Origin of the sequence: Nitrosomonas sp. Is24 (assembly GCF_033063335.1) — a bacterium.
In the GTDB taxonomy this organism is placed as follows: domain Bacteria; phylum Pseudomonadota; class Gammaproteobacteria; order Burkholderiales; family Nitrosomonadaceae; genus Nitrosomonas.
The window spans coordinates 1,279,899-1,295,624 of record NZ_JAWJZG010000001.1 but is presented as its reverse complement, the minus strand read 5'-3'; the positions used below and the strand labels follow the sequence as shown (position 1 = coordinate 1,295,624).

The 15,726-nt window shown below is 46.3% G+C and carries 11 protein-coding genes; 8 read left to right on the top strand and 3 right to left on the bottom strand.

The annotated features are described in order from the left end of the window. Positions 1–499: 499 nt before the first annotated feature. The 8 genes from R2103_RS05780 (at position 500) to R2103_RS05745 (ending at position 13,009) form a co-directional block, all read left to right on the top strand. Entirely contained in the window at positions 500–1,972 is a 1,473-nt protein-coding gene (locus tag R2103_RS05780) for a NuoM family protein (protein WP_132426426.1), read from the top strand. Between the two features lie 10 nt (positions 1,973–1,982). Next, the gene (locus R2103_RS05775) at positions 1,983–5,255 is read left to right on the top strand and encodes a DUF2309 domain-containing protein (protein ID WP_317530551.1); all 3,273 of its coding nucleotides are present in this window, start codon (positions 1,983–1,985) and stop codon (positions 5,253–5,255) included. Between the two features lies 1 nt (position 5,256). Next, positions 5,257–6,825, top strand: coding sequence for an NADH-quinone oxidoreductase subunit L (locus R2103_RS05770; RefSeq protein WP_317530550.1), 1,569 nt, complete (start codon positions 5,257–5,259; stop codon positions 6,823–6,825). Between the two features lie 7 nt (positions 6,826–6,832). Continuing rightward, the gene (locus R2103_RS05765) at positions 6,833–8,419 is read left to right on the top strand and encodes a NuoM family protein (protein ID WP_317530549.1); all 1,587 of its coding nucleotides are present in this window, start codon (positions 6,833–6,835) and stop codon (positions 8,417–8,419) included. A gap of 1 nt (position 8,420) precedes the next feature. Continuing rightward, on the top strand, positions 8,421–9,926 hold the full coding sequence (locus R2103_RS05760) for an NADH-quinone oxidoreductase subunit M (protein ID WP_317530548.1): 1,506 nt from the start codon (positions 8,421–8,423) through the stop codon (positions 9,924–9,926). A 46-nt stretch (positions 9,927–9,972) separates the two neighbouring features. Then, the gene (locus tag R2103_RS05755; RefSeq protein ID WP_317530547.1) at positions 9,973–11,022 is read left to right on the top strand and encodes a carboxysome shell carbonic anhydrase domain-containg protein; all 1,050 of its coding nucleotides are present in this window, start codon (positions 9,973–9,975) and stop codon (positions 11,020–11,022) included. Between the two features lie 309 nt (positions 11,023–11,331). Next, positions 11,332–11,565 carry a hypothetical protein gene (locus R2103_RS05750; RefSeq protein ID WP_317530546.1) on the top strand — a complete coding sequence of 78 codons (234 nt, stop codon included), beginning with the start codon at positions 11,332–11,334 and terminating at the stop codon, positions 11,563–11,565. Between the two features lie 175 nt (positions 11,566–11,740). Continuing rightward, a complete protein-coding gene (locus R2103_RS05745; RefSeq protein ID WP_317530545.1) occupies positions 11,741–13,009 on the top strand; it encodes a SulP family inorganic anion transporter in 1,269 nt (422 codons plus the stop codon). On the opposite strand, the gene nudB is transcribed toward R2103_RS05745, so the two are convergent. From nudB to R2103_RS05730, 3 genes are all read right to left on the bottom strand, one after another. Beyond that, positions 13,006–13,461 (bottom strand): dihydroneopterin triphosphate diphosphatase, encoded by a 456-nt coding sequence (gene nudB / locus R2103_RS05740; protein WP_317530544.1) that lies wholly within the window; start codon positions 13,459–13,461, stop codon positions 13,006–13,008. The genes R2103_RS05745 and nudB overlap by 4 nt on opposite strands. A gap of 21 nt (positions 13,462–13,482) precedes the next feature. Continuing rightward, positions 13,483–15,264, bottom strand: coding sequence for an aspartate--tRNA ligase (gene aspS / locus R2103_RS05735; RefSeq protein WP_317530543.1), 1,782 nt, complete (start codon positions 15,262–15,264; stop codon positions 13,483–13,485). Between the two features lie 100 nt (positions 15,265–15,364). After that, positions 15,365–15,670 (bottom strand): zinc ribbon domain-containing protein, encoded by a 306-nt coding sequence (locus R2103_RS05730; protein ID WP_317530542.1) that lies wholly within the window; start codon positions 15,668–15,670, stop codon positions 15,365–15,367. Positions 15,671–15,726: the final 56 nt, after the last annotated feature.

Below are 15,726 nucleotides of genomic sequence, written 5' to 3'. Positions count from 1 at the left end.
CTTATCCGGTTTTAGCGAAATTCATGATGGAACCTTCAGTCACTGCGGCCCATTCATTTCAAATGGATAATGATTTCGCATCCTTTCATTTTTTGTTGCAAGCGCAAAAAAAATTTCTGTACTTCCGCTTCTGAATCACCGCAAAAAAATACTCAGAATTTTGCTCAATCAAAAACCGCTAGAACACCATAAATTCGATTCTCTGCAACCAGACAACCGGTTTGAGAAATTTTTTTCATGCCTCATTATCTTCACTTTTAATTCACATGCATTTCACTTTTAATTCACATTCATTGTGTTAGCTTACCCTTACAGCAACAGGGATTTAATGATTTCTGATAGTGGTAGTACAGTTTTTCTGACATAGAGGCAGTTTTGGTCCGATTCATACATCAGATTTCGGTTCACTTAAAAATTTCAAACAAATATGTTGAATTATTTATAAATATTTTTAATAAAAACTTAATCTTATAATAAAAGTAAAAGGATAAATCGTTCGATGGGAATACTCAGTACATTACTTCTAACACCAGTATTAGGTATTCTGATACTTGCGTTAATTCCGAGTAAGAACACAAACCAAATCCGTTTCACCGCTAATCTAATTGCACTCCTGGTATTTCTCTTAAGCTTCTGGCTGGTTCTTAATTACGATCGATCGGATGGTCAAATACAGTTCTATGAGTATTTTGTTTTTAATCCCAAGCTGAATACTGCACTTGCGTTAGGCGTCGACGGATTATCACTGCCCATGGTGGTATTGGCCGCATTGCTCACTGTAATTGCGCTACTCGCTTCTTTCAACATCGCACACAATATCAAAAGCTACTATGTCAGTATCCTGCTGCTGGAATTGGGGATGCTGGGCGTATTTCTTTCGCAAGATTGGTCATTGTTCTATATTTTCTGGGAATTGACTTTAGCGCCGCTGTTTCTGCTCATTGATCGCTGGGGAGGTACACGCCGTCATGTCGCCAGTTTGAATTTTGTGCTTTATACGATGGGCGGCTCTATTTTCATGCTGATCAGTTTATTGGCGATCAGTCAATACATGCCGCCGCATGGCGGCACTCTGATGTCTGCGATGACCGTCGCGGCACAGAGCATGCCAAGGGATGAGCAAATTTGGGTTTTAATCGGTTTTCTTATCGGCTTCGGCGTTAAGATGCCTATTTTTCCATTACACGGCTGGTTACCGTTAGCGCACGTACAGGCACCAAGCCCGGTCAGTATATTGCTATCCGGAATTCTTCTCAAAATGGGCGCCTACGGCATGATCAGAGTCATTGTCATGCTGCCGGAAGCCACGCAAATGCTGCAAACACTCTTAATAACCCTGGCATTGATCGGAATGATTTATGGTGGTGTTCTGGCATGGCGGCAAACGGATATGAAAGCGATGGTGGCATATTCTTCGGTCAGTCATATGGGGATCATCCTGCTTGATATTGCCACCATGAATAAAACGGGCCTGATTGGCGCTGTTTTGCAAATGACCGCGCATGGTCTGGTAGCGGGAGCAATGTTTCTGCTGGTGGGTTTGTTATACGAGCGCACACATACCCGAAATATTCTGGACTATAGCTCTTTGGTAAGAGTCATGCCGCGTTTTGCTTTGTTCATGACGATTACTTTATTTGCGGCAATGGGATTGCCTGGTACGGTGGGTTTTATTGCCGAGCTGCACGCGATCGTTGGCGGATTCCAGCAATGGGGAAATCTCATGATACTGCTGGGGGTGAGTATCATGATCGGAACAGCCTACGCCATGCGCACCATCGGTATGTTATTCACCGGTCCGGTAAAACCCCAGATGCGTAACATTGAAGATTTAAAGTTGTACGAACTCATAGCAGCTGGTTTTCTGGTTGTATTGATCGTGCTGTTTGGTTTGTGGCCAGCGCCTTTGATTGACCTTTCAATGGCAACCATGAATCAAATGAACGGCATTATTATTCAAAGTATTCAATAGGATAACTGAAATGAATTCCGAATCTCATGATCTACGTCACCATATCATTGAAGCAATCCATCACTTGGATCATATTCTTCCAGGACAACGTCCGCTGCATAAATTTGTGCATCACAACACCATTCATGGCTTTCAACATCTCCCGTTCGAAGAAGGTGTGGCGGAATATGAAAAATTAACTGGTGTTTATGGTTATTTACCGGATTCAAAGAACCGGGATCTTTATCAGCAAGGCAAAATAACCGACACAGACCTTGCAGCCGCATTTGAGCATACAAAAAACTTACAGTCTGAGCACATTGTTTTTCATGCCAACGATCTGACCATCAAGCGTAGAGATATCTACCAAATTGCGCTGCTGCATGAGCTGCCTACTCTGTCGATCAGTCAGTTGAATTGGCAGATCGAAGAGCGGAATGTGCTGCAAACCATTCAACCGGATGTTTCTAAAGAAGCGCGTGCACGGATGCTCAGCTGCATTTCCGATCCCAATATCGCCGTTAAACAGCTTTGGGAAAGCATTCTCAACAAACTGGGTATTGAGCTAACCGACTTGCACCCCGAGAACATGTTGGATCTCTCAGAAGAACAGGCCAAAGAGTGGCTGGAAAAAATCCAAACAAACCTGGCAAATGGCGAGGGCATTCCCGTACATCAAAAAATGCGTAGGGATGCGGAAACCAAACTCAATGAAATGCTGGCGCAAATCGGCAACAAAATTACATTACGCAGTTTTGTTCTGGCTTTAAGCGGTATCGATATTCTTTATTCCATTAGGCCGCAGATCATACGAATCTGCGCATCGGTACTGGATGAAGGCGTTGCGGCATGGCAATTGCCCGGTCGCAGCAAACTGGGGCTCTATGCAGCTTGGCGCTCGACAGCACATTTCGACGTGAATCCTTTTTTACACGATTTACCCGACTGGCAAAACATTGTCGACGAAACACCGGAAGATCCAGTCGATTGCATTATTCTGCAATTAACCAACATGGAGATTCCACAAGATAGATGGGAAGATTATATCCAGCAGCTGGCGCTTGAGTTGCCGGGTTGGTCGGGAATGATCAATTGGCGTGAGCATAATCCTGATTACCATACGGAAAATGACGCAACGCTGCATATGGCCGATTATCTGGCTATCCGTCTCACATTGGATCGGCTATGGCTCAATCAGGCCTGCAAAGACACCTGGAAGATCGAAGCCAAGCTGGGAACGATCGGCTATTATTTTCGCAGAAATTTATCCGAGTTCATGGTCCGGAAGCAATTGTATGATGGCAATTTACCGGAGTATCTGACCAATCTTGCCAAGGATTTGATTTTGCGCGCCGGATCCGAACGCGAGCAACGGGAAGAATGGCAATCCTTAGCCGACCTGACATGGACTTGGCAATTCAGTCCACTGGTTAAAAAAGATTCTGAACACGCGGCTTTTAATAGCGGCTGGCGGCTTTTCCGGCTGTGCCAGCATCTAGGGCTCACGGCTGCGGATATTCATGGCATGCAGAAAAACGATTTACTCCAGATGCTGATGGTACTGGACGAATTTAATGCGCCTGAGCGCAGCAAAATATGGCTGTATGCCTACGAATATCATTACCGGGAAGATTTTTTTCAAACTCTGCGAGCCAATGTTGGCCGCGGCCGCTGGGCCAAACGTACCCAGCGGCCGCAAGCGCAGATTGTCACTTGCATGGATGACCGTGAAGAGAGTCTGCGCCGCCAACTGGAAGAAATTAACCCCGCCATTGAGACCATAGGCGCTGCAGGATTTTTTGGCGTGCCAATGAATTACAAAGGGATAGACGATGTAGAAATTAAAATGCAGTGCCCGGTGGTCGTACGCCCTGCAAATGATGTCAATGAAGTCCCGAGAAAAGGCGCGGAACCGATACTGCAAGAGCATTTCAAAGGATATCGTTTTTATAAGAAACTCGCTTATGTGATGAATCAATCATTGCGGCGCAGTCTTATTCTTTCGCATGCCATCATTGATACATTAGCGCCGGTTGTGTTTGCCGGTCTGCTCGGCAGAGTGTTTTTACCGAAATATTTTCTGGCGCTCAATACCACCTTGCGTCAAAGTATTGAAAAGAAAGTCCCCACCGAATTGATGTTCAAAGCGCCTGCTTCGGATACGCCCGCAACCCCGGATCAGCCTCGGTTGGGCTTTACCGATACGGAACAAGCCGACCGGTTAACGGTATTCATGCGCACGACCGGCTTATCGTACGGTTTCGCCCCTATTGTTTGCTTAGCCGGCCATGGATCGACCAACCTCAATAATCCGCATGAGTTTGGTTACAACTGCGGCGCCTGTAGCGGCAAGCGTGGCGGACCGAACGCGCGGCTTTTTGCAGCCATGGCAAATCGTCCGGAAATTAGAAAATTACTCGCCGAACGCGGCATTCACATTCCCGACGACACCTGGTTTGTCGGCGCTGAACACGACACCTGTAGCGACGAATACTATTGGTATGATCTTGAAGATATTCCACAAAGTGTATTGCCTGCATTCGAATCATTCAGGAACGATTTAATCAAAGCGAGTAAAGCTTCAGCTCACGAACGTTGCCGGCGCTTTGTCTCGGCTAACAACCCTCGCACCCCGGAAGCCGGAAAAGAACATGTGACCTTGCGTGCAAATGATTTTTCGCAAGCATTTCCGGAATTCAATCACGCCACGATTGCCGCAGCGATCGTCGGGCGGCGATCCGTGTCGCAAGGAACATTTTTGGACCGGCGTGTTTTTCTCATTTCATATGATCCCACGCAGGATGCGGATGGCAAATTGCTTGAAAATCTTTTGTTAGCGGTCGGTCCGGTGGGTGCGGGTATCAACCTGGAGTATTATTTCTCCACGGTAAACAATGACTATTTTGGCTCCGGCTCAAAAGTCACGCATAACATTACCGGGATGTTCGGCGTGCTGGAAGGCACCAGCAGCGATTTACGTACCGGGTTAACCAAACAGATGATTGAAATCCACGAACCGCTGCGATTGCAGGTTTTAGTGGAAGCCAAAACCGAAATACTGGGACAAATTTATGAGCGGCAGGCCAGTATCCGTGAACTCGTGGGCGGTGGTTGGATTTTGCTTAGTGCGATTGATCCCGATACGGCTGAAATTTCAGTATTTGAACGTGGCGTTGGATTTGTTCCTTGGCAAGCGGCAGGAAAACAAGTGCCTGAATATGAGTCGTCCGTTGCTTACTATCAGAGCATCAACGTGCCCTTGCCACCTGCTTTAATCAAACAACCTCATCCGACAGGAGCCTAAAATGGATCAATTGGTTTTTTTAATACCGTTATTGCCATTCATAGCCGCTGCGATCATCGGTTTCGGTATTTTGTTTGATCGCATCAGCGGAAAAAAAGACGAGCCGATCAGCGCAAATGTGGCTAAAAATGCCATTACCTTGTCGTGTTTGATCGCGATCGCCTTGTTAGGCGCTGATTTATTGGGTATCAATTCCAACTATACTTCGCTAGGAAAATGGCTTGGCAGCGGCAATCTCGTCGTTGAATTCAATTTCATCACGACAGGTTTCAGCGTCATTGCAGCCGCCTTATTTTCGATAATTTTACTCATAATCGCGCGCTTCTCAACAAGCTACATCCATGCTGAACCCGGATTTCACCGCTTCTTTTTTGTTTTATCCTTGTTCTCGTCGGCGATGCTGCTGCTCATACTCTCGGGTAATGCGGTTGTTACATTTATGGGCTGGGAGTTGGCGGGACTGTGTTCGTATTTATTGATATCTTTCGCCTATGACCGGCCCACCGCAACCATTAACTCCACACGGGTTTTTGTAACCAACCGTATCGGAGACGCCGGCTTTATTCTAGGCATAGCCCTTTCCTTTTACTATGCCGGAACGACGAATTGGTTCAACCTGAACGAAATTGCAACAACGCTATCAACACCGACTGCCACCGTAATCAGCTTATGCTTCGTCGTCGCTGCGGTTGCCAAGTCAGCGCAACTGCCATTTACACCCTGGCTAGCAAGAGCGATGGAAGGACCCACGCCTTCCAGTGCTGTGTTCTATGGTGCTGTGATGATCCACGCTGGCATCTTTTTGGTTATTTTACTGCGGCCGCTTATCGAGCTCGCACCGCTCACCATGTCCGTGCTGGTGGCGATTGGATTGTTTACAGCAATTTATAGCTATATTGTCGGATTGACACAAACCGATACCAAAAGCTCACTATGCTTTGCCATTACAGGGCAGCTGGGTCTTATGTTTTTGGAATGCGGTTTGGGTTTATGGGAATTGGCGAGCTGGCATTTGTGCGCGCATGCCATAGTGAGAAATTACCAGGTGTTAACAGCGCCTTCGTTACTGCGCTATGTCTATGGCAATCCGATGAAACCGGTAGCCGCCGCAATCGCCAATAAACGCTGGTTATATATCGCATCGTTGCAGCGCTTCTGGCTTGATCCGATTGCCGATAGAACATTGGTAAAACCTATTTATGGTCTTGGACACGATTTGGACCGGTTCGATAAAAATATCATTGATCGTGCCATGGGCGCTCCCGTTTCTTCAAACTACACCATCTCATCACTGACGCAATTGGAGAAAAAGATGGGTAAAGATATCCGTGATGGAATACACCTTGAGTTTGTCCGCGGTAGCGGCATAGTCGGAAAATTCTTTGAATGGGCAGCAAATATCATGAGCTGGTTTGAAGATCGTTTGGTATTGCGCGGTATCGGCATGGATACAGTCGATATTGGCAGAAAGCTCGGGCAGATTGCGAATACTTTTGAACAGACTATTCTCAAACCGCGTTACCTGGTGCTGTTTGTATTCATTGTCTTAATGATTGCCGCTTCAATTTGAGGTTTCGATGGATATCACACAAATTACTTATTGGTCAGAAACAGTTTCTTTTCCAGTTTTGTCGGTACTGACGCTTATTCCGTTGGTTATGATGGCCGCGGTCATCATAACATCCTCGCCGGTCATTGCTTTACGTCTAGGCTTCGTTGGAACGGCAGGGACATTTTTGCTCAGCGTCTATTTACTATCAGTTTTCGATCCCGACTTGCCGGGTATCCAACTCTATGAGCGCTATCAAGGCTTAGGCGTAACCTATACGGTCGGTGTGGATGGCACTAATATTTTATTTATACTGCTGACATCCACTCTGGCATTACTAACCCTTATTTATACCCTCACGGCGCGGCATGTGTCAGACCGTACTCATATTGCCTCTTTACTGGGTTATGAAGCCATTCTGATCGGTGCTTTTGCCGCACTGAATGCAATGCAGTTCTGGTTGTGGTGTTTTCTTGAAATGATCCCTATTGTCTTGATGACACTGCGATCGGGATCAAGCCAAAACCGGCGGTGGGTTGTGGCGTTACTGTTACAACACTTCAGTAGCGGATTGTTGATGGCGTTGGCAGGGTTTTTGATGCTTGGTTTTGGCGTCATGTTAACGACTGATGTCTTATCGTTCGATTGGCTTGTTCTGAAGGAAAGCAATGTTAGTCATGATTACCCGACATTGATTTTTTTCCTGCTTTTATTCGGTTTCGCCATTCGCATGCCATTGTTTCCATTTCATGCCTGGCTGCCGGTAGTGGCTGAACATGGCACTATCGCAAGTGTCGGAATTTTTCTAGTCAGTCTGAAACTGGGCATTTATGCGATCGTACGCTATTTAATCCCCCTGCTTCCCGAAGTTGCGGAGCAATGGGCTTGGTTTGTGACCTTGCTCGGTTTAATCGGGATTTTTTACGGTGCATTGCTAGCTTTCATGCAAATTAATTTTCGCCGCTTGATCGCCTTTGCAATCATCAGTCAAACCGGACTAATCACTGTCGGTTTATTTGATTCCAGCACACATAGTATGGAAGGCGGTATCGTTCTGGCCTTATCGTTCGGTATGGCGACCGCCGGCATACTGCTCAGTCTTGGCATGATCTATAAGCGTACGCACACAGCTTTTATTCCACGCTTAGGCGGCATGTTTGACACGAATGCGGCCATTGCCGTTTTATTTGTCATTTGCGCGTTAAGTACGATGGGTATGCCCGGAACACCGGGGTTTGACGGCATCCATTTGTTAATCGATGGCACTATTCAAGGTCAAGGGTGGCTTATTGCCATTGCCATTTTATTTGGTAACGTTTTGACAGTTGGATTGCTGTTACGTGCTTTCCAGCAAATATTTATCGCTGCACCGAAGCGTTTCCAAGGGCCTTTTGTGAACATGCATCACGCCAGTTCCCCGCCCTCTCCCAGGAACGAATGGATTATCACAATTGCCATCTGCGGCTTGCTCATAGGCGCCGGACTGAATACTTCACCGTGGTTGCATATCATTGATCAAAATATTCATGCCGGCAGTAATTCTCACAACAATATCGACGCGCTTAATACTAGCAAGCCGCTGACTACGCAGTATATTATTTCAAAGGACAATTAGAATGATTGAAGCTGATTTCCCGCTGCTAAGCCTTACGATAATTGTCCCCATATTAGGGGCCGTATTGGCTGGATCAATACGTAATGTCGATTTTTCGAAGCAAGTGGCCTTTTTTATCGCTGTGCTATCTTTTCTTCTAACAATCTGCGTACTTATTTTATTTGATGCGGATAAAAGTGAATTTCAACTCGTTGAACGCCGCGCCTGGATTTCGCTTTTGAACATCGAATATTTGATCGGCGTTGATGGTATCTCAGTTTTGTTTTTGCCGCTGACTGCATTGCTGACCGTGATTACGATGTTAGCCTCGTGGAATACCATTTCCCATACTTCACGCTTTCATTTCTCTTTATTACTGGCGCTTGAAGGCGTCAGCATTGGAATATTCTGTGCCTTGGACACGGTGTTATTTTTCCTGTTCTGGGAGCTAACGCTGCCACCGTTCTTTTTCTTAATCGGTTTATGGGGCATCGGTTCGCATCGGCGCAGCGCAGCAATGAAATATACATTGTTTATGCTGTCCGGCGGCGTCACCTTATTGCTGGCAATTATCGTATTGGCGACAAACCATGCGCTACAATCCGGAGGGCAAATACCTACAGATTTGTCTTTCAGCTTACCCGTTTTGCTAGATACGCCGTTACCGAATGAATTGCAAGAACTGGTCTTTCTCTTACTGTTATTCGGCTTCGCCGTAAAATCACCGCTGGTTCCATTACACACTTGGCTACCTACAGTAGCGACCGAGGGGCCAACGCACATCGTCGCCATTCTGGTGGGTCTGAAATTGGGTATTTATGGGATTTTGCGTTTTGCGATGCCGCTGGCACCGGTTGCCGCAATGGAATACAGCTGGGTTTTGAGCGTGATTGGGGCTTTTACACTCATCTATGGCGCCTTGATCGCATTGCAGCAAACAAATCTGCGCCGCCTGCTCGCCTACGCCAGTGTCAGTCACGTCGGATTAGTCATGGTGGGGATCGCATCGCTCAACATACAAGGATTCCAAGGTGCTATTTTTCAATTGCTGAATTTTACGCTGGTAGCCAGCTCACTGATGCTCATTGCGGGCTTTATTCAGCACCGGCTCGGTAGCACTGAAGCGATTCATTTAGGCGGGCTTGCTAAAGTCATGCCGAAACTGACGGCTTTTTATTTCCTGTTTACGTTGGCAAGTATTGGAGTACCCGGTACCAGCGGATTTCCGGCTGAGTTGCTGATGATTCTGGGCGCAATCAGCGCGCACTCTGTTTTAGGCATTGCAGCATTATCCGGTGCGATACTTGGCGCAGCCTATATGCTATCGTATACACGCCGGACTTTCTTGGGGCCGATTGTTCATGACGATGTCAAGCAAGTAATTGATCTGCAATCACGAGAAATGATTTTACTACTCATTCCGGCGCTGCTAATATTAGCTCTAGGTTTTTATCCTGAATACATTCTTAATATTAATCAAATTGCTTCGGAAGAATGGCTGTCTCGATTAACCTTAACAACCCGCTAGTTTTAAACTCATAATTCATAATATGCTAAATTTTTTTAGGAGAATGATGAAAAATTCGAATACTGGAATCGATTATTTACTCGATTTAAATGCAAGACATTCGCAAGCTTTCATAGATTTGGCCACAGAGCGCCGGAGGTATAGAGGCGAACATCCAACCGAAATAGCCGCGCTAAAATGCATGGATGGCCGATTGCATTTGCCGGTTATGACACAAACCGCGCTTGGGATCATTCAGCCATTTCGTAATTTGGGTGGTATCTTTGATCTGGGTTGGCCATTTTTTCAAGCAGCTATCGATCAATGGGTCGAATATTCCATCAGCCGCGGCAGACACTGTTTGGTTTTTGTCACCTATCACTTTGCTCGTGGAGATACACACCGCGGCTGCCGGGGATTCCATTACGATACGGAAGCTGCAAAAGCTGCTGCCGTTAAGCTAAAAAGTCAATTTCAATCGGTTTATGGCAAGGGTGGCGCGGTAGTGCCCATCGTTTGCGGCATTGAAACCGACTTGGATGCTCTGGTTCTGCACGGTGAAGATGGCCGCTCCGTTGATTTGGCGAATGCGAAAGAATCGTCGCAACTTGAACTGGAAGAAATGCTGCGTTCACTCTACCCCACAATGCCTGAAAGGGTTATCCGGGACTTGATGCCACTGGTGCGGGGGAATATCCGGCATATTGCAGAAATCCGTTCTACCAATCGGCCCATCGAAGAATCTGAACACAAAGAATGGGTAATCGGCGTTGGCCGTGGCTTTGACTGGCTGCATGTCATCAATACCGCGTTTATTGTCGGACCTTTTGATCCTAATCTTTCCGTTGCGATTGAAACAGCCGCCAAGCTTCTGAAAAATAATATCGACGAAGGCCGGATTGCTGCTGATGGTGTGGTGCTAATGACTTCCGGAGTGTATCGCGATGAAGCCGGTCCGGAATATCTCTTAGCAAAAGAAAAAGCGTTATTCCTCGGTAAATTTGCACTTAATATCATCAAGGATAAGGTTCCCGATCTAGCGCCTCATCTGCAAATACTGACAGCCTGTAATAACTTGAATACCAGAAAGCTTGAGGTAATCGAAAGAGTTGGATAAAACGCTACATAAATGAACAATTACTCACAATATGTTTTTTTTGATGCAGTAACTTCAGATCAATTTGTTTTGGTTTTTACAAAACAAAAAAACATAATTGTTTCAATACAGAATGGTCATTACACATTAGTTTCATAGACTAATACTGTTTTGGCCATTTCTTTTATGTGATTGACACCAACAATCAACTTTAAAAAGGAGGCAACCGCTCACCCAGTTACACAATAGCTTCGATAGTGACAGCCAGCGTTGTGTGTATATCCCCTAGATTTATCAATTTATCGCTGTTCCAACAAAAGGAGAAGTGCTATGGGTTTATTTGATTGGTTTACAGGTCTTTTCAGTTCTAAAAGCGACGAAGAGAATAAAGCAAGCGAAAACAACATAGAAAGAGATGATGATAAAGATCAGGCTGATAATGATTCAAGTCTGCAAGACGGGCATGAAATAGCATCGGAAACAATTGAATCTAAAATACAAACAAGCGGTGAGGCCGATATACAGCACAATGACGATGAGCCTCAAGTAATCAATCTTAAATGACTTGAATATATAAAAAATCCCGTACATAAGATTACGGGAATTAATACCATTAGAATTTTATTCGTTAAAAATGCAGGAATTTGCCTTCCTGCAGTATTTTCCTTGAGCACCCAGCAAAGTTTGCATGCAATTATCGTTTGGTATTGCATTAACAAATTATCTGAAGTATCGAAATATGCATAATTCCGCAGCATTTCAAGCTAAATTCCTCACGCGTGATCTGCAAGCCGGGGTAATCACAGGAGCAATGGCAATTCCATTGACTACCGGCATTGCACTGATGTCCGATTATCCAATCAAAGTTGCGCTAGCAACCGTTGTTTTTGCCTGTTTTGTTGGTTGGATCAATGCCTGGTTCAAACCCGGCAACTATATTGGAGCACCAGGAGTGGCTGCTGGCTTAGCGCCGGTTTTGGCACTAGGGGTTGCCAATTTTGGTATGGCCAATATGGCATTTGTGATTTTCCTGACGGCATTTATGCAAGCTATCATTTGGAAATTCAATCTACAGAAATATATTCTCCTGGCAGTGCCTGAATATCTGGTTGAAGGCTTATTGGCCGGTGTGGGACTTAAAATTGTCCTCAATTTCTTTGTCATGACGTATGAAATACCGGCAGAATCGGTATCCGAAGGCTTCTGGAATAGCGCTCGTATTTTGATGATCGTGATTTCGATCTCAGGCTTTGCTGTTTTTCTTTACCTTTTTGCCAAATTCCAAGCAACACAACCGGCGATCCCTTATTTTGTTTTAATTACTGCGGGAGTCATATTGGCGCAATTTGTTGCCATGCCGATGCTGCATGTGGAAGATGTGCCGCTCAATTTATCATTGCCGCTACCGCATTTCGATAGCGCATTGACCTGGTTGTATGTCATCGGTTTTGCAGCCATGCTGGCGGTTATCGATGTCATCGAGCAAGTCATGAGCAATGCAGCTATTCAGAAAATCGATCCACTAAACCGCAAATGCAATACCAACAATAGTTTATTGGCGATCTGGATCGCCAATATGGGATCCAGTTTCTTTGGCGGCATGACCAATCTGGATGGTGTGGCTAAAAGCACTACGAACAAGCTGGCAGGCGCTTATACAAAATTCTCCGTACTGGTGATCGGCTTGGTTATCTTGTTCTTTGTATTGAACACGGAGTTGTTAGAGTTTTTGCCCAAGTTTTCTTTAGCGGTGATCATGATTTTTACCGGCTGGAAAATGATCATGGGACTCGTACACGTCGCGCATCAAGGCCAGTATGCGATGATGCTTGCGGTCATTTGCGCCCTGCTTGTTTACCGTCTCGGCATTTTTGAAGGTCTATTGCTATCGCTATTGATGCACGGACTCATCAATTTCATTGTGATTTACCAAGTGCATCACACCAAGAGTATAAGTATTGTTAAAAAGTATTTGGAGCGTTTTTCCGGACAAGGCGGTGTCGATTAACGATTATTCCGCTGAAGATTTTGGCGTTCAGGCAAATGACGAATGGCGTCCGCGTTGCTGCTCGAAAACACTTTATCCGCTGCTTGTTGCCAAGGCAACCACATGAAGTTTAAATGTTCTCTGGCGGCAATCCGGATTGGCAGGATGCCAGGTAAGCTTAACCCAAACACATGTTCGGTATTGAACCGAACATCCGGTCCATAGCGCCAACGCCACTCTTCGTAAATTTCATAGCGATTTTCAGTTTGCCAATCAGTCAGCGCATAATCGGCAACGTTCAAACCGGTTTCTTCAAATACTTCCCGTGCTGCTGTTTGTGTCAATGTTTCACCAGAGTCCTGGCTTCCAGTCACCGATTGCCAGTAACCGAGGTGATCGGCGCGCTCCAGCAATAAAACCTGCAAATCAGCGGTATGAATCACCACCAACACAGAAACCGGTATTTTGTACATCCACAAACACCCGGTTGCCCGTTAACTGGGCTTGGTTTCAACCTGTCGCAGACGGATGTTCAATTCCCGCAATTGTTTTTCATCCACGGTGCTGGGCGCATGCGTTAACAAGCACTGCGCGCGCTGCGTTTTAGGAAACGCAATCACGTCCCGGATCGATTCCGAACCGGTCATCATCGTCAGAATACGATCCAGGCCGAATGCAATCCCACCATGCGGCGGCGCGCCGTATTGCAGCGCTTCCAGCAAGAAACCGAATTTCTCTTGTGCTTCCTGTTCGGAAATATTGAGTGCGCGGAACACCTTCGATTGCACTTCCTGGCGATGTATCCGCACCGATCCGCCGCCAATTTCGGAGCCATTCAGCACCATGTCGTACGCTTTGGAAAGCGCTTTGCCCGGATCGGTTTCGAGCAAGTCCTCGTGCCCGTCAGCCGGAGACGTAAACGGGTGGTGCAATGCTTGCCAGCGATTTTCTTCCTCATCCCGTTCAAACATCGGAAAATCGACAACCCATAGCGGTTTCCAGCCGGATTCAGCGTGTCCGTGCTGATGTCCGATTTTGATACGCAGCGCACCCAATGATTCGTTGACGACTTTGGTTTTGTCCGCCCCAAAGAAAATCAAATCGCCATCCTTTGCGTTGGTGCGCGCCAGAATGGTTTTAATTGTTTCTTCCGGTAAGAATTTCAGAATCGGCGATTGCAACCCTTCCACACCAGCCGCGAGATTATTGACTTTGATATAAGCCAAGCCTTTGGCGCCGTAAATTGCGACAAAGCTGGTGTAATCGTCGATTTCCTTGCGTGACAATTCCCCACCCCTGGGCACGCATAGCGCCGCGACACGGCCATCGGGTTTTTCCGCGGCTTCACGGAATACCTTGAACGGCACATCTTTCATGATGTCGGTCAATTCGGTGAATTCCAGCGGGATACGCAAATCCGGCTTATCCGAACCGTATTTGTGCATGGCATCGGCATAAGTGAGACGCGGAAAAGGATCGGGTAAATCCACATTGCTCACGGTTTTGAACAAGCCGCGTATCATTTCTTCCATCAACGACATGATCTCATCCGCTGACAGGAATGAGGTTTCAATATCGATTTGCGTGAATTCCGGTTGCCGGTCGGCACGTAAATCTTCATCGCGGAAACAGCGCGTAATCTGATAATAACGATCGAATCCGGATACCATCAGAAGCTGCTTGAACAATTGCGGTGATTGCGGTAAAGCAAAAAAATGACCGGCATTCACCCGTGACGGCACCAGGTAATCGCGCGCGCCTTCCGGTGTGGATTTGGTCAGCATCGGCGTTTCAATGTCGAGAAATCCATGTTGATCGAGAAACACACGCACCGCCATCGCCACTTTATGCCGCAAGCGCAGATTCGATTGCATCGCCGGACGGCGTAAATCCAGATAACGATGTTCCAGCCGCACTGCTTCACTGATATTGTCATCGTCCATCAGGAACGGCGGTGTCAGTGACGGATTCAATACCTCAATGGAAGCCACCAGAATTTCAATTTCACCACTGACCAACGCGGTATTGATCGTTCCTTCGGGACGCTTTCTCACTTTACCGGTAATTTTCAAGACGAATTCATTGCGAATTTTTTCCGCAACCTGAAATGTTTCCACGTTATCGGGATCGCACACGATCTGTACCAGCCCTTCACGATCGCGCAAATCAATGAAGATTACACCACCGTGATCCCTGCGCCGGTGCACCCAGCCGAAAAGAGTTACGGTTTGACCCAGATATCCGGTGTTAATGGCGCCACAGTAGTTTGTACGCATAGTTCTATTCAGTAGTCAGAATGGTGAGATAAGTGATTTTCCGGTATTACCGGCAGTAGCCAAGACATGCATCGCGTTGTATTGGGATATTGCGGATCCGTTAATCGGCAGCCGCCGTGGAAGCGGAACTGCTTTCTGTTGTTGCCGGTGAATCCGTAGCGGTAGATGCCGCAGGTTGCGTATTTTCTTTTGCACTGGCTTTGGATTCCGTTTTCTGTGTTTTATTATTCTTAAAGTCAGTGACATACCAGCCGCTTCCTTTTAGCTGAAACCCAGCCGCAGAAATACGCTTCACATAATTGCTGCTGCCGCAGACAGGACAAACTGCAATAGGCGCATCGTTAATTTTTTGCAAATGTTCTTTCTCGGCACCGCATGAATTGCATAGATATTCATAAATAGGCATAGAGACCTCCGACAATCCAATATTGAGAAACGGGATATTATACCTTAACCGCCCTT

Bases quoted from the DNA above. Each gene is read 5' to 3' on its own strand.
- R2103_RS05765 (WP_317530549.1), top strand. From the start codon at position 6,833: ATGGATATCACACAAATTACTTATTGGTCAGAAACAGTTTCTTTTCCA.
- R2103_RS05775 (WP_317530551.1), top strand. From the start codon at position 1,983: ATGAATTCCGAATCTCATGATCTACGTCACCATATCATTGAAGCAATC.
- R2103_RS05760 (WP_317530548.1), top strand. From the start codon at position 8,421: ATGATTGAAGCTGATTTCCCGCTGCTAAGCCTTACGATAATTGTCCCC.
- R2103_RS05770 (WP_317530550.1), top strand. From the start codon at position 5,257: ATGGATCAATTGGTTTTTTTAATACCGTTATTGCCATTCATAGCCGCT.
- R2103_RS05755 (WP_317530547.1), top strand. From the start codon at position 9,973: ATGAAAAATTCGAATACTGGAATCGATTATTTACTCGATTTAAATGCA.
- nudB (WP_317530544.1), bottom strand. From the start codon at position 13,461: ATGTACAAAATACCGGTTTCTGTGTTGGTGGTGATTCATACCGCTGAT.
- R2103_RS05750 (WP_317530546.1), top strand. From the start codon at position 11,332: ATGGGTTTATTTGATTGGTTTACAGGTCTTTTCAGTTCTAAAAGCGAC.
- aspS (WP_317530543.1), bottom strand. From the start codon at position 15,264: ATGCGTACAAACTACTGTGGCGCCATTAACACCGGATATCTGGGTCAA.
- R2103_RS05780 (WP_132426426.1), top strand. From the start codon at position 500: ATGGGAATACTCAGTACATTACTTCTAACACCAGTATTAGGTATTCTG.
- R2103_RS05730 (WP_317530542.1), bottom strand. From the start codon at position 15,670: ATGCCTATTTATGAATATCTATGCAATTCATGCGGTGCCGAGAAAGAA.
- R2103_RS05745 (WP_317530545.1), top strand. From the start codon at position 11,741: ATGCATAATTCCGCAGCATTTCAAGCTAAATTCCTCACGCGTGATCTG.